Origin of the sequence: Cognatiyoonia sp. IB215446, assembly GCF_033963825.1 — a bacterium.
In the GTDB taxonomy this organism is placed as follows: domain Bacteria; phylum Pseudomonadota; class Alphaproteobacteria; order Rhodobacterales; family Rhodobacteraceae; genus Yoonia.
This window is the reverse complement of record NZ_JAXBMD010000001.1, coordinates 1,398,267-1,422,493: the sequence shown is the minus strand read 5'-3', so window position 1 is coordinate 1,422,493 and position 24,227 is coordinate 1,398,267. Positions and strand designations below refer to the sequence as shown.

Here is a 24,227-nt window from a genome sequence, read left to right as displayed (position 1 = left end):
GGTTTCGCTAAAGTTGCACGGTCCCGGCCAAAAGCATGGCCGGGAGACAATAAATGGAATGGGCGCGCATTCGGACTGATAATGGCACTGAAATAATAGGTGTTGTTGAGGATGGCATGCTCCATCCTCGCGCGACCTTGGGATCAGACGAAAGCACGGGCAACCCAATCCCGCTGGCAGGTGCAACACTCCTGCCCCCCTGCATTCCCGGCAAATTCATTGGCCTCTGGAACAATTTCAAAGCGGCGGCAGAGCGAAATGGCTGGGACACCCCCGAACACCCGCTCTACTTCCTCAAACCGCTGTCATCGCTTGCAGGGCCGGGGGCAACGGTCACGCTAGTGCCCGATTTGGGCCGAGTCCTGTTCGAGGGTGAATTGGGTATCGTCATCGGCAAAACCTGCAGCAATATCAGCCCGGAAGAGGCCAAGGAGGCTATCTTTGGCTATACATGCGTCAACGACATCACTGCTCTGGATATACTCAACGCCGACCCATCCTTCCCGCAATGGACGCGTGCGAAAGGCTTCGACGGTTTCGGCGTGATCGGTCCGGTGATCCAGACCGATGTGAACTGGGAAGACCTCACCGTCAAAGTCATGGTCGGCGAGCGAGAGCGTCAGTCGTATCCTGCCAATGACATGATCATGTCACCGGCTCAGATCACCAGCAAACTGTCCGCTGACATGACCTTAGAACCTGGTGACGTGATTGCCTGCGGCACATCTATCGGCGCTCGCCCAATTAAGGCCGGGCAGGAAGTCACGGTTGTCATCGACGGGATCGGCGCATTACCGGTCACAATTGCAGACTGACTTATCCGACGTGGAACAGTGACTGGAACAGTCGCGGATCAAGGCTTTCTGCGGCGAAGGTTTCGCCTTCCGTCAGCACCGACACCGCATCGTGGCTGTGCAGGCTTTCCTGATGGCTCGCGATAACACGGAAATCCGATATCCGGGTATCCAGCTGTAGTTGCTCGGTAAACAGACGCGCTGCATCCTCCACAAAGATCGGGTTCGCGGCATTCAGTTCTGCAAAGGCCTGCTCGTCCTCGCGCTTGACCATCACTTGCGTCTCAGTCGGGACAGCGGCCCGGGCACGATCGATCAGGTCCTCGAACCACAAGACCTCAGCACCCTCCTCAAGCAACACCGAAATCCGGGCGACGGAGCGCTGCGAATGCGGCGTAGCCAGCTGGCCGCGGAACTGGCGCGCATGTTCGGACAACTCCAGTGAACACGGGCATGTCGACGAATACACATAGTCGAGGTGCACGATCTTCTTGCGGACGCCCGCACTCTCGACCAGTTCAAGTGCGATGTCATAATACTGGTAGCCTGACAGGCCGGACCGCAGGCTTTCGACTTTCATCGGAAAGCTGAACCGCATCTGAATGCGGGCATCGAAGCTCTCAAGATCAGTCTTGTAGGAATCCAGCGCCTTTTCGATCACCGCAAAGCTGAACGTCTCTTCCGCGTGTTTGTAGAACGTGCGCATGATCCGGGACATGTTGATGCCCTTCTTCTCCGCCTCAAGCGACACCGTCCCGGTCACCGAAGTCTCAAGCGTCAGATCACCGTTGTCGCGCGTGTGAAAGCGGATCGGCAGGCGGAAATTCGAAATGCCGACGTGCTGGATTTGCTGTTGCGCGCCGCGGATCAGGCTTGCAGGTCCGTTCTGCAGATCGGGCATCGACGCTTTGTAAGCGTCATCGACCTCAAAATCCTCTGGGTATGCCCGCGCCAAAGCAGGATAGTTCGACACTTCCTGTCCGGGGATCAAACGGGAGACCAGCGGGGCCAGCGTTGCAACCTCCTCTGCCGTGACATCAACAGCCCAGCGCCGCAGCAGGGCGAGCGCCGCCTCAGCCTCGGCCCGGGTTGGTTCACGGTCCATATCAGGTGCGTGGATATTCATCTCTGGCCCCCCAGTCGGTGCGTTAGAACACGCTAGATGGGGCGCCTCTTCGGTATTTCCAATGATATCTTTGTAAATGCGCAATAATTCGGGCCGTGGGTCGGTCATCTTTACCACCTTCTCCGGGGCTAAGTCACTTTCATTTAACCACTTTCCCGCCCCGAGGTCACCCGGTCAAAGCGCGCTGATAGCTCCGCGCAAGTCTGTCAGCAGGTCATCCGAGTCTTCCAGACCCACGCTCAGGCGGATCAGGCCCGGCGTGATGCCAAGCGTCTCTTTGACGTCATCGGCAAGGCGCTGATGCGTTGTGGTGGCCGGATGGGTGGCAATGGATTTCGCGTCACCAAGATTGTTGGAAATGGTCACGATCTCCAGCGCGTTCAACAGCTTGAACGCAGCCGCTTGCGATCCTGCATCCAGCGCCAAAACAGTGCCGCCGACACCCATTTGACGTGTCGTCAGATCATGCTGCGGGTGGTCAGACAGTCCGGGATAGATCACCTGTTGCAATCGGCCATCGGACTGCAGCGATTGCGCCAAGTGCAACGCCGTTGCCGCCTGCGCCCTCACCCGCAGATCCATCGTCTCGAGCCCCTTGAGCATTATCCACGCGTTAAAGGGCGACATCGCCCCGCCGGTATGCTTCAGGTAAGGCTCAACCGTGCCACGGATGAACTCCCGCGTGCCGAGGATCACCCCGCCCAAGGCACGGCCCTGCCCGTCGATATGCTTGGTTGCTGAATAGACGACGACATCAGCCCCCTGCGCGACCGCATCCGAAAAGACCGGTGTCGCAAAAACGTTGTCCACCACAACTGTCGCACCAACGGCGTGAGCGAGCGTCGAGACTGCCGCGATATCAATCACCTCCAACGTCGGGTTCGAGATGCTTTCGAAGAACACCGCCTTCGTGTCCGGTCTGATCGCCACCTCCCACGCAGCAAGATCAGTGCCGTCGACAAATGTCACCTCAACACCGTAGCGGGTCAGCACCTCTTCCAGGATGTAGAGACAGGACCCGAACAAAGCCCGTGCCGAGACCACATGATCACCCGCCCGTAGCATCGATGTCAGCGCACCATTCACTGCAGCCATGCCGGACGCGGTGGCAAAGCCATCCTCGGTACCTTCAAGCGCTGCAATCCTGTCTTCAAACATCGCAACAGTCGGATTGCCGTAGCGGGCATAGATGAACTCGTCCTGACCTGCGTTGACAAACCGCGCCTCGGCATCCTCGGCAGTGTCGTAGACGAACCCTTGGGTCAGGTAGATCGCCTCGCTGACCTCGTTATACTGACTGCGGCGGGTGCCCGCATGAACGGCCTTGGTGCGCTTGTTCCACGTCTTCATTCTCATTCCCTCGCGCGCCATCGCGCATCAAAAAACCCCGATACCGGGCAAAGGTATCGAGGTTAAAAAACCTACAATCCTCTTTAGCGGCATCTTTAACGTGGCCCGCAATCCGGTAACAAATCGCCACGTTCATTGCATAGGCCCGCCCCGCGACAAGGTCAAGTATTCGGACTTGCGCTTTGGCCGATCATCGCGATGCTGATCTGAAAAAGGAGGCTGGCATGGCACAACCCATTGATCTGTATTTCTGGCCCACACCCAACGGCTGGAAGGTCTCTATCGCGCTCGAAGAGATGGCATTGCCGTATCAACTCCACCTTGTGAACATAGGCGCCGGTGATCAGTTCAAACCGGATTTTCTGAAAATCGCGCCGAACAATCGCATGCCCGCCATCGTCGATCATGATGGCCCGGATGGCGCCCCGATTTCGATCTTTGAATCAGGTGCCATCTTGCAATATCTGGCCCGTAAGACCGGGCGGTTTTATGGTGATACTGAACGAGACCGGGTCAGCGTCGATCAATGGCTGATGTGGCAGATGGGCGGGCTGGGGCCGATGGCAGGACAGGCGCACCATTTCCTGAAATATGCCCCAGCAATGAACCCGCCGAACGACTTGCCCTATGCCAAGGACCGCTATCGCAACGAAACCGCGCGTCTTTACGGGGTGCTGGATCGGCAATTGGCCAATTATGAATGGGTTGCGGGCGATTTCTTTTCGATTGCTGACATGTCGATCTGGGGTTGGGCATCGCTTTGGGAAGGTCAGCAGCAAACGCTTGATGACAAGCCACATATGGCGCGCTGGCTTGAGACGATGGGCGCGCGTCCCGGCGTGCAGCGCGGACGCGCCGTAGCTGCAGAAAAGCGCGGCGACTTTCGCAAAGACAGTGCGGCACAGAACGTCCTCTTTGCCAAAAAATCGTAACGATTTATTAGCGTTGCATCCCTATCCTCTTCCCGTGTAGCACGAGTGAAGGTCTTGAGATGCAGTACCGCCCACACCGTTATCTGACGCAGTATCCGGCAAATCTGCGGACACCTGCGGGACCGCAAAAAGGACACGTCATCGACGTCAACAATGCTGGCGCACGCATGCAGGGCCTACGCGATCTCCGTCGTGGCGATAAGGTGGAAATCGAGATACTGAACTGCCGGGCTGCGGCCGTCGTGCAATGGGCCGCGAATGGCTATATCGGCATCACATTCCGCCCGCAGATCACAGATGATCAGGTCGACACACTGCGCTACCGCCGCGACGCGCGCGCCGGTCGACGCCCATCGCACATGCATGGTTTTGCGGAGATGCAGTAAGCTGCCGGTTACACCGCTCGCGCGCTTGTTGGCTAGACCTTCACAGAGCCCGGATCCGTTTCCACCGCCAGCACAGCGTTTTATGGCTGCTGACGGCAGGGCTAGTCTTTGGCCGTATCTGGCTCTTCGATCAGGTATTTTTGCAAGCCAATGATCTGCACCCACAAGAACACAAAAAGTACCGCCGGAAAGGCGAAGGTTTCCAGCTTTACCCACGTCTCGGTGCTTTGCGTGCGCCAAATGACCTCATTTGCAATCGCGAGACCCGCAAACATCAGAGTCAGCCGCCGAGTGAAGATCATCCAACCTTCGGGCTGCATGGGCAGGAATTCCTCCATCACATATTGCAAGTAACTCTGCCCCCGCACGAGGCCTATGCCCAAGAGCGCCGCCATGAACCCGTAAACGATCGTGGTCTTCATCTTGAAAAACCGCTCGTCGTTGAAATACGCGGTCAATGCCCCGAAAAAGATGACCATGAAGGCAGTAAACACCTGCATCCGGCTGAGTTTGCCGGTCATCATCCATAAGAGCCCCATCGCGACCAGCAGGATCGGCACAAAGATCAGCGCGGCCACAATGAAACCGGTATATTCGGTTCCACCAATCGTGAACGTGTCATCCTTGATCCGCAGGTAGATCAGGAAAAAAGCCAGCGTTGGCCCAAGCTCAAGGACCTGTTTCAGAACCGGACTGATCTGTCTCTCCGCCACGCGGATCTCCTTATACATTGACGGCCACCAAACCGCTCAGTACCCACTGATATAGGCGAAAACTGCCGCAGTACCACGGAAGCCGCCTCACAAGGGCCCCTCCTCGTAATTCAACGCCACTTCAAGATCCGGCAGGGAGTCCCAAAGATCCGACATCATGTTCGGACCGCTGAGCACCGCAAAACCGAAAAGGTTCAATGGACCGATCCCGCTTTCGCTACGCGCGGCCATGCTGATCCGACCTTGGGGATGCGGCATGTCACGGATCAATGCCGCCAGGTTAGCGGCACTTTGCGCATCCAGAATCCGTTCTGGCACAGAGTCGATGATCGCCACGCCCTCTTGCTTGAGCTGTTCGACCGCTGCGGCAGGGTCCGGTGCACCATCAAGCAGGCCAAAGATGATTGCCGGCACCACATATTCTTCGAACAAACCATAAGTCTGGATAGTGGCGTTAACTTCGGTCATCTTTCCGCTGCCCAGCGATTGCGCCAGTGCGACCTCATCACTTATGTCGACGTCTTCAAAGATGCCTGACAAAGCAACCATATTGCCGTGGGCAAACCCCAAACGTGCTTCAATCAATGACATACGCCTCTCAGCGGCATCCCAATAAGCATCAAAGGTGATATCGATTTGTCGGTTCACCGATTGAACCCGCATCAAATACTCAAGAAGTGGGTCACCAATCAGATCCAGATATTGCAGATCTGTGATCTGCATCTGTAGAGCCGTTGGCGGAAGCCCCTCATCCAGGCGCGCATGACCTGCGCTGCGCCAGCGCAATTTTTCAATGCGAATTTCCGTCGAGTTCTCGACCTGAACCTGCAAACCCGTGACTTCGCACCAACCGTCGATGGCTACAGGCCCCTCCTGCAATGCGATGGGCATGATGGAAAATGCCGATGCTGACGCATAACTGGCAGCGCAGGCCACATCATCCATCGCCGGTGCCGGCTGCGCAAATGCGTGAAAAGGCAGTAGGGCCAGCGCGGCGCAACAAAGCCTTATCACGTGTCTATCCCCACCAATGCCGCCGCAAATTCTTCCGGGTCAAACGGGGCCAGATCATCGATTTGCTCGCCCACACCAATCGCGTGGATAGGAAGGCCAAACTTGTCAGCAAGTGCGACCAGAACGCCGCCCTTTGCTGTACCATCCAGCTTGGTCATAACCAGCCCCGACACATCGGCCAATTCCTGAAAGACCTTCACTTGGTTCAGCGCGTTCTGACCTGTCGTCGCGTCTAGTACCAGCAGCGTGTTGTGCGGCGCATCGGGGTCCTTTTTGCGAATGACACGAACGATCTTGGCGAGCTCTTCCATCAAATCAGCACGGTTTTGCAAACGTCCGGCGGTATCAATCATCAAAAGGTCGGCGTTTTCCTCTTGCGCCTGCGTCATCGCGTCAAAGGCAAGGCTCGCCGGATCAGACCCTTCCGGCGCTGTCAAAACGGGTACACCCGCGCGATCACCCCAGACCTGCAATTGTTCCACGGCGGCGGCGCGAAAGGTGTCACCTGCCGCGATCACGACCTTCTTGCCTGCGGCCCGGAACTGGCTGGCGAGCTTGCCAATTGTGGTGGTCTTACCCGCCCCATTCACCCCGACAACCAGCACCACTTGAGGCTTTTTCGCATATAGCGGCATGGGGCGCGCCACAGATTCCATGATCTGTGCAACCTCGCGTGCCATCAGCGCCTTGATCTCTGCCACGGAGAGTTTCCGCCCCAAGCGTCCTTCGGCCATATTGGCCGTCACGCGCAAGGCCGTATCGACGCCCATGTCTGCGGTGATCAGCAGTTCCTCCAACTGTTCGAGCATGTCATCGTCAAGCGTACGGCGCGCGACTGCCTGACCTTCCGAGCGGCCAAACATCCGACCCAGAAGGCCACCCTTTTCAGGTGCCGGAGGGGGCGCCTCTGACAACGGGGCTGTCAAATCGACATCCAGCTTCACCGGTTCAATCGGCGTCAGAGCGGCCTCTTCTGGTGGCTCTTCGTCTGAAAGTGACGTATTCGCCGCCTCGGCCGCATCCTCGCGCATCACCTCCGGGGCGGGTTCGGGCTTCGTCGTCGTTTCAAGCGTCTCGACCGTGTCTTCGACAATGCTACCAAGATGAGTTTCCGCTTCGTCGGCGCCGTCCTGCACAATCGCGTCCAGGCCTTCATCAATTTTGGATGAAGATCGGAACATCCGCTCTTTGAGCTTTTTGAAAAACGCCATATGCGACCGCCTTAGATCATTGTCACAAATGACCTAATCGCTGGTTGGCCAATTGAAAAGGCCGTAGCATGTGTCGCCGTTAAACCTCATCCTTGAAATGCTGCATGACAAGCTTGATGGGATTCGGGGCCGCCTGCCCCAATCCGCAGATCGACGCGTCTGCCATCGCCGTGCACAAATCCTCAAGCAACGGTTGATCCCAACGATCTGCCTGCATCAGCTTCACCGCCTTTTCGCAGCCCACCCGGCATGGCGTACATTGACCGCAGCTTTCATCCTCAAAAAACCGCAACATATTCAGCGCCGCATCCCGCGCGCAGTCTTGATCTGAGAGGACGACAACTGCCGCAGAACCAATAAATGTACCCAAGGGTTGGAGCGTGTCGAAATCAAGCGGGACATCATCAATTGATGCAGGCAACAGACCCGATGAGGGTCCGCCGGGCTGGTAGGCCTTGAATGCATGGCCTTCTGCCATCCCACCTGCGGCGTCAATGATATCCAGAATGTTTGAGCCTGCGGGCAACAGATAGACACCCGGTTGCGCGACCCGCCCTGACACAGAATATGACCGCAGCCCGATCCGACCGTTCTTTTCGGTCGCATTTAGCACCTCCGGCCCCTCGCGACAGACCCGCGCAACCCACAAAAGCGTTTCGACATTGTGCACCAGGGTCGGCTGATCAAAGATACCAACCTGCGCGACGAAGGGTGGGCGGTGTCGCGGCAGGCCGCGCTTGCCCTCGATACTTTCGATCATCGCGGATTCTTCCCCGCAGATGTAAGCACCCGCACCGCGACGCAGATCGACATAACCCTCAGCAACGATATCCGCGTCTTCCAACGCCTTGATTTCACGCCGCAAAATCTCAAGCACTGCTGGATATTCGTCACGCATATAGATGTAACAGGTCTCGGCCTCGACAGCCCAAGCAGCGATCAGCATACCTTCAAGGAACAGATGCGGTGTGCGTTCCAGATAGTAGCGGTCCTTGAACGTGCCGGGCTCCCCCTCATCGCCGTTCACCGCAAGATACCGTGGTCCGGGATTGGCACGCACAAAGCCCCATTTCTTGCCGGACGGGAAGCCCGCACCGCCGAGCCCCCGCAAGCCGGACGCAAGCACCTGCTCCTGCACCGCTTCCCAATCTCCACCCGCACGCAGAGAGGCAAGGGTGGCATAGCCACCTGCCGCCCGATAAGCACCAAGATCCTCATAGTCCGGGATCTGCGCATGGGTCGCACCCGCTGCAATTGCTGCATCGACCTTTTCCGGTGTGGCGTGGTCGATATGATTATGCCCAAGCTCCAAAACAGGCGCGGTATCACACCGCCCCATGCAGGGTGCCCGCAACACACGTACGTGTGCCGGATCGAGCCCCCCTTCCAGTGCGGCCTTCAGTTGTTGCGCGCCCGCGAGTTCGCATGACAGGGAATCACATACCCGGATTGTCAGGGCGGGAGGTGGTGTTTCACCTTCTTTGACCACGTCAAAATGGGCATAGAAGGTTGCCACCTCGTAAACTTCTGCCTGACTCAGCCGCATCTCTTCGGCAAGTGCCCGCAGATGGGCGGCTGACAAACACCCGTACTTGTCCTGGATCAGGTGGAGAAATTCAATCAGCAGATCTCGCCTGCGTGGTGCGTCGCCCAGCAGTGCCTTCACCTCGCCGCAGGCCGCATCCTCCAGCTGACGACCCTTGGGCGTGTGTCGGCCCTTGCCCTTCCCGGATTTCCAGATGCCCTCACGATTGTCCAACGCCATGGTCCGCCCCTATGAAAAACACCGCCAAACTATCGTGCGCGCTGGCGACAAACCAATCAAAAGCGACACGTTGCGCCGCCAATGCGTTTCTGATCGCATTTGGTCTTATCAATCGCGAAACCGATGCTAACTATACGAAACATGAGATCGGGCATGCCACTTTTTGCGGTCGCAACACTCCTGCCAGCCGCGCTGATCGGTATTGGCGCCATGATGGGTGGCGCCTGGATTGCGCTTGCGGTCATTTCGCTGACAATCGTGGTGACTATACTGGACCGCGCCGTTCCAGATGCTCCCGCCGAGAGCGTGGTTTCAAACGAAACCTTGCTCAATATCACATTGGCCATCGTTCATTTGGCCCTCTTGCCCCTGTGCGTCGTAGCCCTGAGCGGCGACTGGTTGGGAACGACCGAAAAAGTCGGACTTTTCTTCGCTGCCGGGCTCTATTTCGGACAGGTGAGTAATGCGAATGCGCATGAACTGATCCATCGTCCTCAACGCGGGCTGCATCGCCTTGGCATGTGGGTTTATATCTCGCTGCTCTTTGGCCATCACACCTCTGCCCATGTGCTCGTGCATCACAGACATGTGGCTACGCGCTCCGATCCAAACACATCGCGCAAGGGCGAGAGCCTTTATCGCTATATCCCCCGCGCATGGATCGGATCTTTCTGCGCAGGCTACAAGGCTGAAGCCGTGCGCCTTGGCAACATCGGTCGACCCGCCTGGCGCAATCCATACGTGGTTTACGTGGGCGGGGCTGCCGCATTGATCACGCTGGCCTTTCTCTTGGGCGGACCAGCGGCAGGCATCGCCTACATAATCCTTGCTGCCTACACCCAGATACAGCTTTTGATGTCGGATTATGTGCAGCATTATGGGCTTGAGAGACCTGCAAGGCCCGGAGGCAAACCGGTCCCTGTAGGGCATGAACACAGCTGGAACAGCCCCCATTTTCTGTCCTCGGCACTGATGCTGAATGCTACACGGCATTCAGATCACCACGCGCATCCGTCTCGGGCTTATCCGGCCCTCAGCCTGCCCGACGATGCACCGATGCTGCCCAAACCATTGCCTTTGATGGCAAGCATCGCGCTCATCCCGCCACTATGGAGACGGATGATGGATCCGCTTGTCGACAGGTGGCACCATGCGTAGCGTGCTGGCCCTATGTTTCATAGCGAGCACCGCGCAGGCGCAAGACGCCATGAACGCAAACGAGTTCGAGGACTACGCCGAAGGCCGCACTTTGGGCTATAGCGTCGGTCGCGCTGCGCCCTATGGCACCGAAAGGTATCTGCCGAACCGCAGAGTGATCTGGACCACCATCGATGGACGTTGCAGCACTGGGTCATGGTACCCGGTCGAAGACCAGATCTGCTTTCTCTACGATGACGATCCGGACGAGAAATGCTGGTACTTCTTTCCGAATGGCGACGACCTTATGGGCATCTTTGAGCAGGAGATCGGGCAACCCTATCGGGTCAGCGTCATTGACCCCAATGATCTGTTTGCCTGCGACCGGTTCACGTCATGACGGCGTGCCTGGCGGCCCTGATCGCCATGATCGGCCTGCCCGCCTTGGCGCAAGAGCCGATGGATGCCGCCGAGTTTGATGCCTATGCCACTGGCCGCACGATCACCTTTCGTACCGAACTCAACCCCACTTACGGCGTTGAACGATACCTGCCCGGCCGCCGAGTGATGTGGTCGGCCTTTGACGGCACCTGCCGATATGGCGTGTGGTTTGAAAGCAAGGGCGACATCTGCTTTCGCTATGACCATGATCCGGAGCACAAATGCTGGACCATCTATCTTGATCCCGAGGGGCTGCGCGGCATCTACACGACTCGCGCGCCACACACCGTTATTTTTGAGGTGCCGGACCGAACCGATCCCTTGATCTGCAATGACCTGTCCTCCTGAGCCCAGCGCTTCGCTGCTGCAGGCCTTTGCTGTTCACCAACCTGTCTTTGTGACCCGAACCACACTTGCAACGGTCTGGAAAGTTACGCGGGAGGACGGACAACCGGCCGCTTTGAAGTGCTACCACGACCCAGCCATCCCGGACGAACGCCCCGGATTTGATCTGCTTGATGCGTGGCAGGGCGAGGGTGCTGCCCGGCTCGATGGCCTCCACCATGGTGCCGCACTTCTAGAATGGTTGGAGGGTCCGACGCTGGGCGATCTCGCGCGGGAGGGCCAATTGGAACAAGCGGACGGGCGGCTTGCGGCGACGGCCGCGCGGCTACACACGGAACCGGTGCGCGTTAATAAAGACATGCGGCATCTGGCCGACTGGTGCCGTGCACTCCGCGAACCTCTGCCCGCAACAGACACCCCCGACGAAACCCGACACAACATAAATCGCGCGCGCGCTCTGGCCGACACACTGATCGCAGGACAGAGGGATATTCGACCTCTTCATGGCGATCTGCATCACGACAATATCATCTGCAGCCCGCGCGGCGATCTGGCCTTTGATGCAAAGGGTATCGTCGGAGACCGGGCCTACGAACTTGCGACCGCTTTTCTCAACCCGGTGGGCGGGCCGCACATCATCAAAAGCCCGGACTACATCAGGCGACGTTCGGCGAAGTGGGGACAAGAATTGGGCGTCTCGCCAGAACGGCTCCTTGATTGGGCAGCGGTGCACGCCGCCCTTTCGGCGGTTTGGCATCTGCGCGATGGCGGTACGCCGAATTTCGCAATGCTCAATGTGCTTTGGGCTGTGCGTGACGCGTCAGAATAGACGACCTTGCGGATCAGCACTGACCGTAATGCGGCCATCAGCAAACTCGATCTGCAGATCCCGCGCCGCCTTGGCCCCAGCCACATCGGTCACCACTGCCTTTTCATCCCGCACCACCGCATAGCCGCGCTTCAGCGTTGCGACATAGCCCAACGTCTCGCGCACGCGATCCAGTGCTGCCAGACGGGCCACGCGGTCTGCTTGGCCACGTAGGGCCTGATCGCTCAGCCGGCGCGAAACTGCTTCGAAGAGCTCACGCTGGCGGTCGGTACGGGCGCGCAGAGCGGTGCTCCGCAAACCACGCGCGGTACTTTCCAGCGCGCGCGCCGCATCGCGCGACCGGCGTTGCAGTGCCGGTGTGAGACGTCCCGCCAAACCGTCGAGACGGCGTCGGTCTTCAGCCAGTTTTCGGGTCAGCATCGTCGGACGCAAAGCGGCTTCTGACAGCTTCAGGCGCTTTTGGGTGGCGGTCGCATGCAGGGCGTTGGGCAAACGCTCACCAAGATAGTCGAGCCGCTGGCGTGGCACCTCAACCAGCGTTTCGGCTTGCGGCAAAGCCCGGCCCAGATCACGCAGGCGCTGCCCACGCTGGGAAATGCCGGACGACAAGGCCCGGCTCAACCGCGCGCCCTGTCCGTCAACCCAGGCCAAAAGCTCCATCCGCACTGGCACGGCCAGTTCTGCCGCAGCCGTGGGTGTCGGCGCACGCTGATCGGCGACGTAATCGATCAGCGTTGTATCCGTCTCATGCCCCACAGCCGAGATCAGCGGGATTTCGGATGCTGCCGCTGCACGCGCAACAATCTCTTCGTTAAATCCCCACAAATCCTCCAGCGAGCCGCCACCCCGCGCCACGATCAAAAGATCAGGTCGCGGCAAGGCACCCCCCGGGGTCAGCTTGTTGAACCCAGAGATAGCTGCAGCCACCTCAGGCGCGCATTTCTGCCCCTGAACCGCAACCGGCCAGACAAGCACCTTGCGCGGGAACCGGTCCCGCAGCCGGTGCAAAATGTCCCGGATCACTGCCCCCGAAGGAGAGGTCACAACCCCGATGATCTCTGGCAGGTAGGGCAGCGGCTTTTTGCGTTCCGGCGCAAAGAGGCCCTCAGCCGCCAACTGCGCCTTGCGCTTTTCCAGCATCGCCATCAAGGCGCCCGCACCCGCAGGCGCGATATCCTCGATCACCATCTGATACTTTGACTGCCCCGGAAATGTGGTCAGCTTGCCGGTGGCGACGACCTCCATCCCCTCTTCCGGGCGGTGGGCGAGGCTTTGCGCACGGCCTTTCCAGATGACACCGGCCAGAACCGCGCGGTCATCTTTCAGATCAAGATAAAGATGACCCGACGCGGGCCGTGATACACGGCCCACTTCACCGCGCACGCGCACATGGGAAAAACCGCCCTCAATCGCCTTTTTGACCGCTCCAGAGATTTCGGCAACCGTGAATTCCGGCGTATTGTCGCTGGGTTCATCCTCAAAAAGGTCGTTCAATCACTCTGCCTCGACTTTCAGGTTTTGCAACGGCAGGGACGAGAATTTCCAACGCAGGAACAGCCCACCGCCGACCACAAATGCCCCAAAAGCCGCAAAAAGGACAGAGCCCATCAGAAACGCCAGCGCAAAGGCGGCCATCCCCACGCTCCACATCATGAATTTCGAGACAGTCACCGCCGAGACATCGGGGTCAGGCCAGAATTGCACGTTCGGGCGACCAAATTCTTGTGCATAGTATTCCAGGGTACGCTCATAGGCCGGATCTTCCTCAACAGGATCAGGCACCGGTGTGTGATGGATCGTACGGCCAATAATACGCGGGCAGAAGTCTTCGAAATAGGCCCGCTCATCCTGAATATGAAGTTGCCAGACCAGATCGACAATGGGCGACGGTGCAAGCGTCTCGCCCGTGCTGCCCACAAGATACATGTAGCGACGATATTCCTCGACCAGCGTATAGCAAACATCCACCGAGTGCCCGGTTTCCTCGCCGAGCCGGTCAACCAAGGAACGGGTCAATGGCCGCTCGTGAAAACTATACCCTTCCAGCCGGTGCCAAAGCCGCCGATCCGTCTTCGTACGTTTCATGCCGTGATCTCGCGTTATCACGCCCCCGCGCGGCAGCTTATGCGGAACTGGCCAAATCACCAAGCACCCCTTGGCAAAAAACACGCGCTTGTGGTCCCTGAACCGCAGGCCTAGAACGCGTGCAATGAATTGGCGGAGGCGGGCATGAACATTCTCATTTTGGGTGGCGGCGGACGGGAACACAGCCTCGCCTGGGCAGTGAAGCAAAACCCAAAATGTGACCGCCTGATCGTGGCCCCCGGCAATGCGGGCATCGCGGCCATCGCTGACTGCGCCGATCTTAACATTCTTGATGGCGGTGCTGTTGCCACCTTTGCCGAGGAAAACGCCATTGATTTCGTCATCATAGGGCCAGAGGCGCCTTTGGCAGCAGGCGTTGCGGATCGTCTTCGCGCATCGGGTCTTTTGGTTCTGGGGCCAAGCCAGGCGGCAGCGGAGCTTGAGGCGTCAAAGTCCTTTACCAAAGCGATTTGCGATGCCGCCGGTGCTCCTACGGCATCCTATGCCCGCTTTACCGATGCAGACGAAGCGCGCGCATATATCCGCACCGAAGGTGCACCCATCGTTGTGAAGGCTGATGGATTGGCCGCAGGCAAAGGCGTGACGGTCGCCATGACCGAGGCCGAGGCGCTGGCGGCGATTGACCAGATGTTTGCCTCTGACGCTGGCAACGGCGAAACCATTGTTGTCATTGAAGAATACATGGATGGTGAGGAAGCCTCATTCTTTGTGCTCTGCGACGGTAAGACACTGTTGCCCATCGGAACCGCACAGGATCACAAACGCGCTTTTGACGGCGATACCGGGCCAAATACCGGCGGTATGGGCGCCTATTCCCCCGCCCCCGTCATGAGTGAAGCCGTCACGCAAAAGGCGCTGGATGAGATCATTGCCCCCACCATGGAAGAGATGTCCAAGCGTGGAACGCCATTTCAGGGTGTGTTGTTCTGCGGGTTGATGATCAAAGAGGGGCAACCACGGCTTGTGGAATACAACGTCCGCTTTGGCGACCCGGAATGCCAGTGTCTGATGATGCGCTTGGGCGGACAGATCCTCGACCTCATGCAGGCTTGCGCCGAAGAACGTCTGGATGAGATCCAGGTCAATTGGGCCGATGACCATGCGCTGACCATTGTCATGGCGGCCAATGGCTATCCGGCCGCCTACGAGAAAGGCAGCGTGATCAGAGGGTTGGACAGCCAGCCCGAGGACAGCTTTCACATGGTCTTTCACGCTGGGACCACCGAAAAGAACGGCCAGATCACCGCAACCGGCGGCCGTGTTCTCAACATCACCGCGCGGGGTGCCACCTTGGTCGAGGCGCACGAAAAGGCCTATGCGATGGCGCAAGGTGTCGATTGGGATGAAGGCTTTTACCGATCCGACATCGGCTGGCGAGCGTTGTAGAACCAATTACAGTTCAACAGGCCAAACTGAGGCGACTGACGCGGTTTAGCAATCCAGGAAGCTGATCACCTGAATGTCCGTTCCGTTAGAACGGACTGCTGCATCGCCTGACCAAGAGCAGCCCGCACGCGCAGCAATTGCGGGACTCATTTCGCCTGCACGCTCCGGTGTTACGGGACCGATGTTCGACAAGAAATTGTCCGCCAGGTCAAACACAGAAATCGATCCCGACTTCCCATCGATGCGATACAGATCCCCATAGAGCCCGGATGCTACAAACGGAACACTTGGCTGCGTTCCAACAACTTGTGTACGCGGATTATCAAGGTAGTCCGGTATTGTAAGCCGGGCATAAAGTATACTGTCCCGTTCGTTGACCGCCTCGGAGCTGCTTTGAAATACTGGCACTGGCTGGTTCGCAGCTGACTGCAAAGCAGCACTACGAGCTTCGGCGGAGTTGCTGTCATCACAGCCAATCAGCAGCACCAAAACAGACATCATCGCATAGCGCATATCGTCACCCCAAGGTTGAACCTATCAGCTAGCTAACTGTCGCCTGAAAAAAGAACAACTCATAAAAAAGGGCCACGCCGAATGCGACGCAGCCCTATCGTCTCTGGTTCGGGTCGGCTTAAGCCGCCCGGCTCACCAACACGCTGTCAATCTCCGCTGCAGCCGCGGTTTCGTCGTTACCGGCGACGGCCGCAATTTCGCGGGTCAGCCGCTCCAACGCGGCTTCGTAAAGCTGGCGTTCGGAATAGCTCTGCTCGCGCTGGTCGTCCTGACGGTGCAGGTCGCGGACCACCTCGGCAATCGCGATCAGATCGCCAGAATTGATCTTTTGCTCATATTCTTGCGCCCGGCGCGACCACATGGCCTTTTTCACCTTGGCCTTGCCACGCAGCGTCTTCATCGCGTGGCTCACCACGTCAGGTGTGGCCAGCGCGCGCATGCCCACCTCGGCAGCCTTGTGCGTTGGCACGCGGAGCGTCATCTTGTCTTTCTCAAAAGCGATGACAAACAGCTCCAACTCAAAACCTGCTACTTCCTGTGTCTCAACCGAGACGATCTTGCCCACACCATGTGCCGGGTAGACAACAAACTGCTCTGGGCTGAATTCGTTCTTCTTCTTACTCATGATTGTCCTTTCATCGCGACCCTTCTCCAAGCGACAAAAAACCGGCGGCAACAAATGTCACCGTCGGGCCGAAGCTGTAATGGACTAGGTCAACTCGTTCGCGTCATTGGTGACAGTATATCATAAAACTGTCATGCCCGAAACCCGGCCTCTGCGTTGCAGCAAGCGCCTGAAATTATTTCTCTTTTCGCCCCAGGACCAGACGAATCAACCGCCCTCGCCGGGCGCCTCGGAGAACAGCTCCATCTTGCCCTCTTTGCCGTCCATCTCTTCAGCGGTTGGCAGCGGGTCCTTCTTGGTGATGATAACCGGCCACATCTCCGAATACTTGCGGTTGAACTCAACCCATTTTTCCATGTCCGGTTCGGTGTCGGGACGAATAGCGTCAGCGGGGCATTCCGGCTCACAGACACCACAATCGATGCATTCATCGGGATGGATGACCAACATATTCTCGCCCTCGTAAAAGCAATCGACTGGGCAGACCTCAACACAATCGGTATATTTGCACGCAATACAGTTATCGTTGACGATATAGGTCATAAGGGCATCCGGCTGTTGAACGACCGTTAGCTATGACAGAGATCGCAAACGTTCAAGGTCGAATGGGTCACTGTGACGCAAGTGCGGCAACGTTACCGAAAGGCGCCTCATGAGGCGTCATTTGCCAGAGCTGACAAATCCCTCAGCCTCGTTCACGTTTTCTAAGGCCTTTGTCTACAGATTTGGGCGCGATCGCGACAAGGGGCTGCATGATGGGACGTATCTGGAAAACATTGCGCAGTCGCGTCTCGGCCACTTGGGTCATTCACATCAGCTTCTTTCTTTCGGCGTTTATCGCCTGGCCCATCATGGCCGAGATGGAGCTCTTTGAGCGTTTCTACGACTATAGCCGTGCCCATGAAGATTGGGATCTCGACGAATTCGCCTTGCTCATCGTGAACCTGACGGTTGCCTTGCTTTTTTCGGCATTTTTTCAAAGCGGGCGGCTACGCAAGCTCGTCCGCCAGCGTGATTTCGAACGCGACCGCGCGGAAAAGAACGCAAGGCACGATCCGTTGACCGGATTGATGAACCGGCGGGCCTTCGGGAGCGTGCTGGAACAGACTGCCGAGACGGTGACAGCAGACAAGCCACGCTACATCGCGATGCTCGACCTCGACAGGTTCAAGCCCGTAAACGATATCCACGGGCATGCGGCGGGCGACGCGGCGATCCGCAAGGTGGCGCAGCGGATTGAAGCAGAGGTGGGTGAATTTGCGCAGGTTGGCCGTCTTGGCGGCGATGAGTTTGCAGTCATTTTCAAAGCAGACACAGATGTCCAACAGATTGAGCGCTGCGCGCGGCGTCTGATCCACGCAATCGAACAACCGGTCATTTATCACGGGACGCCGATGCATATCAGCTGCAGCATCGGTTTGACGCAATGGGGCGACGATATCGGCACAACCGAAGCACTGCGTCGTGCAGATAAGTCACTTTATGCCGCCAAGGATGGCGGTCGCGCCCGATTTGCCTGGTACGATGCCGAGCTTGATCAGAAATCGCATGAGCGTGCCCAGCTGGAGGTTGAACTGACCAAAGCCATTGCGGACCGGGCGATAGAGGCATGGTTCCAGCCGATTGTGAATATTGAGACCCAAGGCCTCATCGGCTTTGAGGTACTGGCCCGCTGGACCCATCCGACACGCGGTGCCATTGCGCCAAGTGTTTTCATTGAAATTGCCGAAGATTGCGGGCAGATCGGCAGCCTGGGCTTGAGCATCTTGCGGCAGGCCTGTGAGGCTGCGGCGTCATGGGACCCAACACTAACAATCGCCTTCAACGTCTCGCCCCTGCAGTTTCACGACAGCAAACTTGTCGAGCACATCAAAGACGTTCTGAACGATTGCAAGTTTGATGCAAGACGCCTGACAATTGAAGTCACTGAAAGCTCTATCATCCATGATTTTGCAATTGCCCGCGCAAAGCTTGACGCACTGAAGGAGCTCGGTGTCGCCGTCGCGCTGGATGATTTCGGTACCGGATATTCTAGCCTGGCCAGCCTGCGCCAACTTCCCTTTGATCGCATCAAGATCGACCGCAGCTTCGTGACGAACATCGCAGATGAGCCGCAGAACCAGAAAATCGTCGCAGGTATCATGGCGCTTGCAAAAGGGTTGGATCTTGATGTGACCGCCGAAGGGATCGAAACCAAAGACGATCTGTCTTACTTGCAGGAACTAAGCTGTTCGCTGGGCCAGGGCTTCCTCTTTGAACGCGCGGTGCCGGAGAAGCATGTGCCCTGGTTGATGGAAAGCCAGTCGAATGAATGGCCGCTCAATGCGCAAGAGGCCGAAGACCTGCAAAGGAAGTCGATCAAGGCGGCCTCCTGACACTTTGGCGCGACTGACGGATTGCGAGCTAACGCGGCATCAAACGCTGGACTGCTTGTATTCGATCCCCCATCATCGCTGATATATGTGCGAGCATGACCGGCACTTGTGGGGGAAAGACAATGTCACTGATGAATACCGTAACCAAGATGGCGATGGGTTTTGCCCTGGCCAAAGGGATGGACGCGATCCAAAAGAATGGCGGTCTGGACAACATGCTGTCAGGTTTGACTGGCAGCGCGAGCGGCACTCAACAGACCGGTCTGGGTGGATTGGGCGATATGCTGGGCCAATTGTCGGCACCCGGTGCGGCTGGTGGCGGTCTGGGTGGCATGCTGGGGCAATTGTCGAGCGGCAGCGGCATGGCCACAGCGGGCGGTCTAGGCGGACTTGGCGCGCTTTTGGGCGGCCTCGCTGGCGCGCGCGGCGGTGCGGCAGGAGGAGGCTTGGAGGCGCTGCTCAACCAGGACAATCCCGCCGATGAGCCCGATGAGGATGACGTGGCGCGCCTCATGTTGCGCGCCATGACCCAGGCAGCACGCGCCGATGGTGATCTTGATCAAGGCGAGAAGGCCAAGTTAGTCGAGCTCGTACGCGAGGGCGACCCCGGAACAATGGAGACGTTGCAAGCCATTTTGGACGAACCCGTCGACGCCGCCGCACTGGCCGCAGACACGCCAAAAGGACTGGAAACCCAAGTTTACACGATGTCCGTCAACGCGATCACACCCGACAATCAAGCGGAAGCGCAATTTCTGCACCAACTGGCAACCGGCCTCGGCCTGCCACCAGAGACGGCAAATACCATCCACGATAGCCTGGGCGCGCCGCGCCTATATGCCTAGTGCCGCAGCCGCGTCGTGCCCAATTGGCTCCGTGCAGCGCTTGCCGGAACTCACCGGAACATTCGAGTTAATCGTCGGATGCGCCACAGAATGAATGGGCCGCGACCTCTGTGGGAAACGGGTGAATGTCACGCACGACTACGCTCACACGTACGGCGTCACCGCTTCGGGCAAGACAAAAGGATCAAAACATGAAGCGCACAAGCGAATGGGCCAATGCCTAAAATACCGGCAAAATCCTGGCGAGAGCACACTAGCGGGTTGAATAGGATCACGGGGGAGGATGACGGCCCCTATGCCGATATCTCGCTAGGTGATGCGGTGGGCCTGTCGCAATTTGGTGTCCATCTTGAACGCCTTCCGCCCGGTTCACGCTCATCGCATCGGCATTGGCACGAGGCTGAGGATGAATTCATCTACGTGATCTCGGGCGAATTGATCCTGATCGAGGATGCCGAATCCAAGCTCAGAACAGGCGAAGCGGCAGGCTGGAAGGCGGGCGAACCGATTGCCCATTGCCTCGAAAACCGCTCGGGCGAAGATGCCGTGATCCTCGTTGTCGGGACACGTCTTGATCAGGATGTGGTGCATTATCCCGATCATAACATGATCCTGCATCGCAATGTACATGGCAGGGTCTTTACCCGCGTGGATGGATCGCCGATTGATACGTGATCCTTCGGCGCCCTAAGCGCAGGCGGCTCAACCACAAGACCTAATTCGGCCCCATATCGCGCCGATCTTTTTTGGTCGGGCGACCGCCTTTTTCGTATCTTGGATTGGCACCGCGCGCCTCTGTCGGGCGCGCTTTTGGTGCGGGAGTGAGGTCTTCATAAAGCGCTTGCGCTTCCGCCGCTGGTCCGCGCCTTTCGCCACAGGCAAGGATGCGAACGACCTTCGTCTCGCGGGCCTGAATGAATGTGAGCACATCACCCGGCCCGACCGCACGCGCGGGCTTACTGACCGGCTGGCTGTCCACCCGCACCTTGCCCGCTGTCACCACGCCCGCTGCTATACTGCGCGACTTGAAGAACCGCGCATGCCACAACCACTTATCCAGGCGAATTGTCGGGCGCGGTTCAGTCAATCCTTCTTGAACCCGGCCAAGGCGGCGGCGAAGGGATTGTCAGGATCAATCGGCTTATCTTTCCTGGGTTTCGCGTGATAGCTTTGCAGCTTGTTGCGATCACCCTGCGGCTTGCCGCGCGCTTTCGGCTTGCCCTTACCGCGCGGTTTCTGCTGACCTTGCGGGCGTTGGTTCTGGCGCGCACCGCGCCCGCCCCAGGTAAAGGTGTAGAAAACCTCTGTCTCCGGTCCCATATCCGGCGCCTCAAGCGCAGATTCCTGCGGTGCGGCGTCAGTGAGAGGAGGGACCTCAACAGGGGTTTCGGAAGGCGCTTCGACGGGCGTTGTTTCGGTCGTCACCTCGGTGAGTACGGCCTCCGTCGCCACGGCGCGGACTTTCTCGCGTTCACCTTTTTCAGCCTTGTAGCCCAGACCGGTCATTAGGTCGGCAAACTGCTCCAGCGTCATGCCCGTGATAGAGAGCATGTCTGCAGTCGCCTCAAATCCAGCCCGACTGTCTTTGTCGCGCAACATGTCTGCAAGCCGTTCGAGCATGTCGATCCGGATCGCGCGTTCGCCAGCCGCACGGTAACCAGCCATCGCGTAATAGCCCGGTAACGCATCTTTCGCAGCGGGGACGGTCACAAGGCCCGGCGGCGGGCTTTCAGGAAATTCCTGCAAGCCTTTTGCAAGTGCCCAAAGCACCAATCGCAGCCGTGTGGGTGCGGGTTTCAGCAGCAGGGGTTGAAAGATCGTGAACTGGCCAAACCGCACGCCATGTTTGCGCAGTGACCCGCGCGCATCCTGATCCAGCGCTTTGACAGTATCCGCGACTTCGCCGCGCGGCAGAATGCCAAACCCTTCGGCAAGCTGGTAGGCAAAGCCCTTTGCGGCCCCCGTTAAAGTCTCATCATTCTTGAGCGCGAGCAGGCCCTCAAAACCTGTTGCGATCTTGCGGTCGATGAAGTGTTGCAGGCGGCGCTGCACCTTCGCGGCGACATCCGGTCCGGCTTCCTCATCGACAAATGCTTCAACCCCGGGCTTGAACGGATCCGCGCCAGAGGTTAGCTTACCCACCGCCTGATCACCCCACATCAGCCCGCCTTGTTCGGTGAAATCGATTTCTGGATCCGGTGCGTTGTAAAACCGATCAGCCAGCAGGTGAAAATGTGGAACCAGTGCCGCGACCGAAGCCTGGCGCAGCGTCTTCGCCTCATCGGGGCTTCCGGCCTTGTCCATGCGAAACCGGAAGCCTTCCAGCCGCCCTACAAATTCGCCTTCGACGGTCACTTCGCCCTTGTCATTCACCTCGGCCACAAGGCTCTCCTTCTGTTTGAGCCGGCGAAGCAGAATGCTGGTCCGCCGGTCCACAAATCTTTGCGTCAATGCGCCATGCAGCGCATCTGATAATCGGTCTTCTACAGCGCGCGTTTCCTCGCGCCAACGAGATTCGTCAACCAGCCAACCCTTGCGTTGCGCCACATATGTCCACGTGCGGATATAGGCGAGCCGTTTTGATAGCGTATCAATATCGCCATCATCACGGTCAATGCGTTTCACCTGCAAGGCGAACCAATTGGCATCAACATGCCCAAATTGGTGCAGATCCGTATAAATATGCGTCAGAAGCGATGCATGTTCTGCCGGTGAAATCCCGCGAAAATCGGGTACGCGGCATACATCCCACAAGAGCTTCACCGACGGCCCATCGGTTGCGCGGGCGGTTACTTCTGCGTCATCGGCCAGTGTCTTGAGCGCACGCAGGTCGTCGCTTTCGCGCACCCGCGTCAGCCATTGATCTTCGGTCCGCTGTTCAAGCCCGGCAATCAGACGCTTGAGCGATCCGAATTGCAGATCGCTATTTCGCCATTGCAATTTCTTGACCGGGGCAAACCGATGCGCACAGATCGCCTCGGCCACATGCTCATCAAGCGGTTCGGCCTCGCCAGTCACCCCGAATGTGCCGTTGTCCTTGTACCGCCCTGCCCTGCCCGCAATCTGTGCGAGTTCCTGCGGCTGCAAGTGACGCATGCGGCGCCCGTCGAACTTGCTGAGCGATGAGAATGCGACATGCGAGATATCGAGGTTCAATCCCATCCCAATCGCATCGGTGGCAACCAGATAATCCACATCTCCGTTTTGGTACATCGCCACCTGCGCATTGCGCGTCCGCGGGCTGAGCGCGCCCATGACCACGGCAGCACCCCCTTTGGTTCGCCGCAAAAGCTCTGCAATCGCATAGACATTTTCAACCGAGAACCCCACGATGGCTGATCTTGCGGGCATCCGGCTTATCTTTTTCGAACCTGAATAGGTCAGCTGCGACATCCGCTCGCGACGCAAGAACTGTGCCTCTGGGACCATCGCTGCAATGGCGCCGCGCATTGTCTCGGCGCCCAGAAACAACGTCTCATGCGTACCGCGCGCGTGCAGCAGCCTGTCAGTGAAAACATGGCCACGTTCTGGATCGGCGCAAAGCTGTATCTCATCAATAGCCAGAAAATCGCAACCCATGCCGTCGGGCATTGCCTCGACAGTGCAGACCCAGTAGGCCGCGCGGGGCGGCACGATGCGCTCCTCGCCCGTCACCAATGCCACGACCGATGGGCCGCGTATCGCCACGATCCTGTCATAAACCTCGCGCGCCAACAAACGCAGTGGCAGCCCGATCACACCGGTACGATAGGACAACATACGCTCAATCGCGTAATGCGTCTTACCGGTATTGGTCGGGCCCAATACAGCCGTAATCCGGGCGGGTGTCATAGCGGTCCCCGATCAGAGCAGAAACGCCTAGAGCGCTTGCCCTTCAAGCTGCATTTCCAGAACATTCAGCGCCTCTTGCGCCTCGATCGCATGCGGATTGATTGTCAGGATCAATTCATAAAGCGTGCGTGCATCCTCATCGCGCTCCAACTCCAGCATAATGGTCGCCAAGCCACGCATCGCCTCGAAATGGCGCGGGTTCAGGCGCAGGGTTTGCTGGATATCATCCAGGGCGGGCCCGGTCTTGCCCAGAAGGTAATACGCCGACGCCCGGCCATAATACCCTTCGGCAAATTCCGGCGCATGGTCCACGAGCGCCGTAAAATGCTCGGCCGCAACATCCGGTTGACCTTCCTCCAACGCCTCTTTGCCGCGACGCAAGAGCAGATCCATCGCTGGAGAGCCGCTGCGCTCCCACTCGGTCACAATCTGGCGCTCAATCCGGGCATAGTCTTGCGCATCCGCATCCAAAAGCTGTTGATATAAATCGTCCAAGCGGCTTT

At 58.2% G+C, this 24,227-nt stretch carries 25 protein-coding genes and 1 riboswitch; of the genes, 11 read left to right on the top strand and 14 right to left on the bottom strand.

Annotation, left to right across the window (positions count from 1 at the left end):
• The first annotated feature begins 53 nt into the window (after window positions 1-53).
• On the top strand, window positions 54-815 hold the full coding sequence (locus SLH49_RS07155) for a fumarylacetoacetate hydrolase family protein (protein ID WP_320268441.1): 762 nt from the start codon (window positions 54-56) through the stop codon (window positions 813-815).
• A gap of 1 nt (window position 816) precedes the next feature.
• On the opposite strand, the gene folE2 is transcribed toward SLH49_RS07155, so the two are convergent.
• On the bottom strand, window positions 817-1,920 hold the full coding sequence (gene folE2 / locus SLH49_RS07150) for a GTP cyclohydrolase FolE2 (RefSeq protein ID WP_320268533.1): 1,104 nt from the start codon (window positions 1,918-1,920) through the stop codon (window positions 817-819).
• A gap of 174 nt (window positions 1,921-2,094) precedes the next feature.
• Window positions 2,095-3,270 carry an O-succinylhomoserine sulfhydrylase gene (gene metZ, locus SLH49_RS07145; RefSeq protein ID WP_320268440.1) on the bottom strand — a complete coding sequence of 392 codons (1,176 nt, stop codon included), beginning with the start codon at window positions 3,268-3,270 and terminating at the stop codon, window positions 2,095-2,097.
• 62 nt (window positions 3,271-3,332) lie between these two features.
• Window positions 3,333-3,410, bottom strand: a riboswitch (SAM riboswitch).
• A gap of 84 nt (window positions 3,411-3,494) precedes the next feature.
• On the opposite strand from metZ, the gene SLH49_RS07140 reads away from it, so the two are divergent.
• Both SLH49_RS07140 and SLH49_RS07135 read left to right on the top strand, forming a co-directional pair.
• A complete protein-coding gene (locus SLH49_RS07140; protein WP_320268439.1) occupies window positions 3,495-4,202 on the top strand; it encodes a glutathione S-transferase N-terminal domain-containing protein in 708 nt (235 codons plus the stop codon).
• A 59-nt stretch (window positions 4,203-4,261) separates the two neighbouring features.
• Complete coding sequence (locus SLH49_RS07135) at window positions 4,262-4,588, top strand: PilZ domain-containing protein (protein ID WP_320268438.1); 327 nt, start codon at window positions 4,262-4,264, stop codon at window positions 4,586-4,588.
• Window positions 4,589-4,689: 101 nt separating this feature from the next.
• Here SLH49_RS07135 and SLH49_RS07130 read toward each other — a convergent pair whose 3' ends face one another.
• From SLH49_RS07130 to SLH49_RS07115, 4 genes are all read right to left on the bottom strand, one after another.
• On the bottom strand, window positions 4,690-5,319 hold the full coding sequence (locus tag SLH49_RS07130) for an inner membrane-spanning protein YciB (protein ID WP_413785270.1): 630 nt from the start codon (window positions 5,317-5,319) through the stop codon (window positions 4,690-4,692).
• A gap of 69 nt (window positions 5,320-5,388) precedes the next feature.
• Entirely contained in the window at window positions 5,389-6,315 is a 927-nt protein-coding gene (locus SLH49_RS07125) for a hypothetical protein (protein WP_320268437.1), read from the bottom strand.
• Complete coding sequence (ftsY, locus tag SLH49_RS07120) at window positions 6,312-7,526, bottom strand: signal recognition particle-docking protein FtsY (RefSeq protein ID WP_320268436.1); 1,215 nt, start codon at window positions 7,524-7,526, stop codon at window positions 6,312-6,314. The genes SLH49_RS07125 and ftsY overlap by 4 nt, the downstream gene beginning before the upstream one ends.
• A gap of 79 nt (window positions 7,527-7,605) precedes the next feature.
• Window positions 7,606-9,291, bottom strand: coding sequence for an NAD(P)H-dependent oxidoreductase subunit E (locus SLH49_RS07115; RefSeq protein WP_320268435.1), 1,686 nt, complete (start codon window positions 9,289-9,291; stop codon window positions 7,606-7,608).
• A gap of 153 nt (window positions 9,292-9,444) precedes the next feature.
• Here SLH49_RS07115 and SLH49_RS07110 point away from each other — a divergent pair, with 153 nt between their 5' ends.
• The 4 genes from SLH49_RS07110 to SLH49_RS07095 are packed head-to-tail and all read left to right on the top strand — an operon-like array spanning window position 9,445 to window position 12,043.
• A complete protein-coding gene (locus tag SLH49_RS07110; protein WP_320268434.1) occupies window positions 9,445-10,449 on the top strand; it encodes an alkane 1-monooxygenase in 1,005 nt (334 codons plus the stop codon).
• A complete protein-coding gene (locus tag SLH49_RS07105; protein WP_320268433.1) occupies window positions 10,442-10,828 on the top strand; it encodes a hypothetical protein in 387 nt (128 codons plus the stop codon). The genes SLH49_RS07110 and SLH49_RS07105 overlap by 8 nt, the downstream gene beginning before the upstream one ends.
• Complete coding sequence (locus tag SLH49_RS07100) at window positions 10,825-11,217, top strand: hypothetical protein (protein ID WP_320268432.1); 393 nt, start codon at window positions 10,825-10,827, stop codon at window positions 11,215-11,217. Before SLH49_RS07105 ends, SLH49_RS07100 begins: the two co-directional genes overlap by 4 nt.
• On the top strand, window positions 11,201-12,043 hold the full coding sequence (locus tag SLH49_RS07095; protein ID WP_320268431.1) for an aminoglycoside phosphotransferase family protein: 843 nt from the start codon (window positions 11,201-11,203) through the stop codon (window positions 12,041-12,043). The genes SLH49_RS07100 and SLH49_RS07095 overlap by 17 nt, the downstream gene beginning before the upstream one ends.
• Here the strand turns inward: SLH49_RS07095 and xseA are convergent.
• Window positions 12,035-13,537: an exodeoxyribonuclease VII large subunit gene (gene xseA / locus SLH49_RS07090; protein WP_320268430.1), complete on the bottom strand. Its 1,503-nt coding sequence runs from the start codon at window positions 13,535-13,537 to the stop codon at window positions 12,035-12,037. The two genes, SLH49_RS07095 and xseA, sit on opposite strands and share 9 nt — an antisense overlap.
• Complete coding sequence (locus SLH49_RS07085; protein ID WP_320241696.1) at window positions 13,538-14,128, bottom strand: hypothetical protein; 591 nt, start codon at window positions 14,126-14,128, stop codon at window positions 13,538-13,540.
• Between the two features lie 144 nt (window positions 14,129-14,272).
• Between SLH49_RS07085 and purD the strand changes: the two genes are divergently transcribed.
• On the top strand, window positions 14,273-15,535 hold the full coding sequence (purD, locus tag SLH49_RS07080; protein ID WP_320268429.1) for a phosphoribosylamine--glycine ligase: 1,263 nt from the start codon (window positions 14,273-14,275) through the stop codon (window positions 15,533-15,535).
• 45 nt (window positions 15,536-15,580) lie between these two features.
• On the opposite strand, the gene SLH49_RS07075 is transcribed toward purD, so the two are convergent.
• From SLH49_RS07075 to fdxA, 3 genes are all read right to left on the bottom strand, one after another.
• Window positions 15,581-16,048, bottom strand: a complete 468-nt coding sequence (locus tag SLH49_RS07075; protein ID WP_320268428.1) for a hypothetical protein — start codon at window positions 16,046-16,048, stop codon at window positions 15,581-15,583.
• A gap of 118 nt (window positions 16,049-16,166) precedes the next feature.
• On the bottom strand, window positions 16,167-16,673 hold the full coding sequence (locus SLH49_RS07070) for a CarD family transcriptional regulator (protein WP_320268427.1): 507 nt from the start codon (window positions 16,671-16,673) through the stop codon (window positions 16,167-16,169).
• 207 nt (window positions 16,674-16,880) lie between these two features.
• Window positions 16,881-17,216, bottom strand: coding sequence for a ferredoxin FdxA (fdxA, locus tag SLH49_RS07065; protein WP_320241693.1), 336 nt, complete (start codon window positions 17,214-17,216; stop codon window positions 16,881-16,883).
• A 209-nt stretch (window positions 17,217-17,425) separates the two neighbouring features.
• On the opposite strand from fdxA, the gene SLH49_RS07060 reads away from it, so the two are divergent.
• From SLH49_RS07060 to SLH49_RS07050, 3 genes are all read left to right on the top strand, one after another.
• Window positions 17,426-19,048, top strand: coding sequence for a putative bifunctional diguanylate cyclase/phosphodiesterase (locus SLH49_RS07060; RefSeq protein ID WP_320268426.1), 1,623 nt, complete (start codon window positions 17,426-17,428; stop codon window positions 19,046-19,048).
• 122 nt (window positions 19,049-19,170) lie between these two features.
• Window positions 19,171-19,893: a DUF533 domain-containing protein gene (locus SLH49_RS07055; protein WP_320268425.1), complete on the top strand. Its 723-nt coding sequence runs from the start codon at window positions 19,171-19,173 to the stop codon at window positions 19,891-19,893.
• Window positions 19,894-20,154: 261 nt separating this feature from the next.
• Window positions 20,155-20,568, top strand: a complete 414-nt coding sequence (locus SLH49_RS07050) for a cupin domain-containing protein (RefSeq protein ID WP_320268424.1) — start codon at window positions 20,155-20,157, stop codon at window positions 20,566-20,568.
• Window positions 20,569-20,608: 40 nt separating this feature from the next.
• Here SLH49_RS07050 and SLH49_RS07045 read toward each other — a convergent pair whose 3' ends face one another.
• The 3 genes from SLH49_RS07045 to SLH49_RS07035 are packed head-to-tail and all read right to left on the bottom strand — an operon-like array spanning window position 20,609 to window position 24,219.
• Complete coding sequence (locus tag SLH49_RS07045; RefSeq protein WP_320268423.1) at window positions 20,609-20,980, bottom strand: RNA-binding S4 domain-containing protein; 372 nt, start codon at window positions 20,978-20,980, stop codon at window positions 20,609-20,611.
• Window positions 20,977-23,724: a helicase-related protein gene (locus tag SLH49_RS07040; protein ID WP_320268422.1), complete on the bottom strand. Its 2,748-nt coding sequence runs from the start codon at window positions 23,722-23,724 to the stop codon at window positions 20,977-20,979. Before SLH49_RS07040 ends, SLH49_RS07045 begins: the two co-directional genes overlap by 4 nt.
• Window positions 23,725-23,751: 27 nt before the next feature.
• A complete protein-coding gene (locus SLH49_RS07035) occupies window positions 23,752-24,219 on the bottom strand; it encodes a tetratricopeptide repeat protein (RefSeq protein WP_320268421.1) in 468 nt (155 codons plus the stop codon).
• Between the last annotated feature and the right edge of the window lie 8 nt (window positions 24,220-24,227).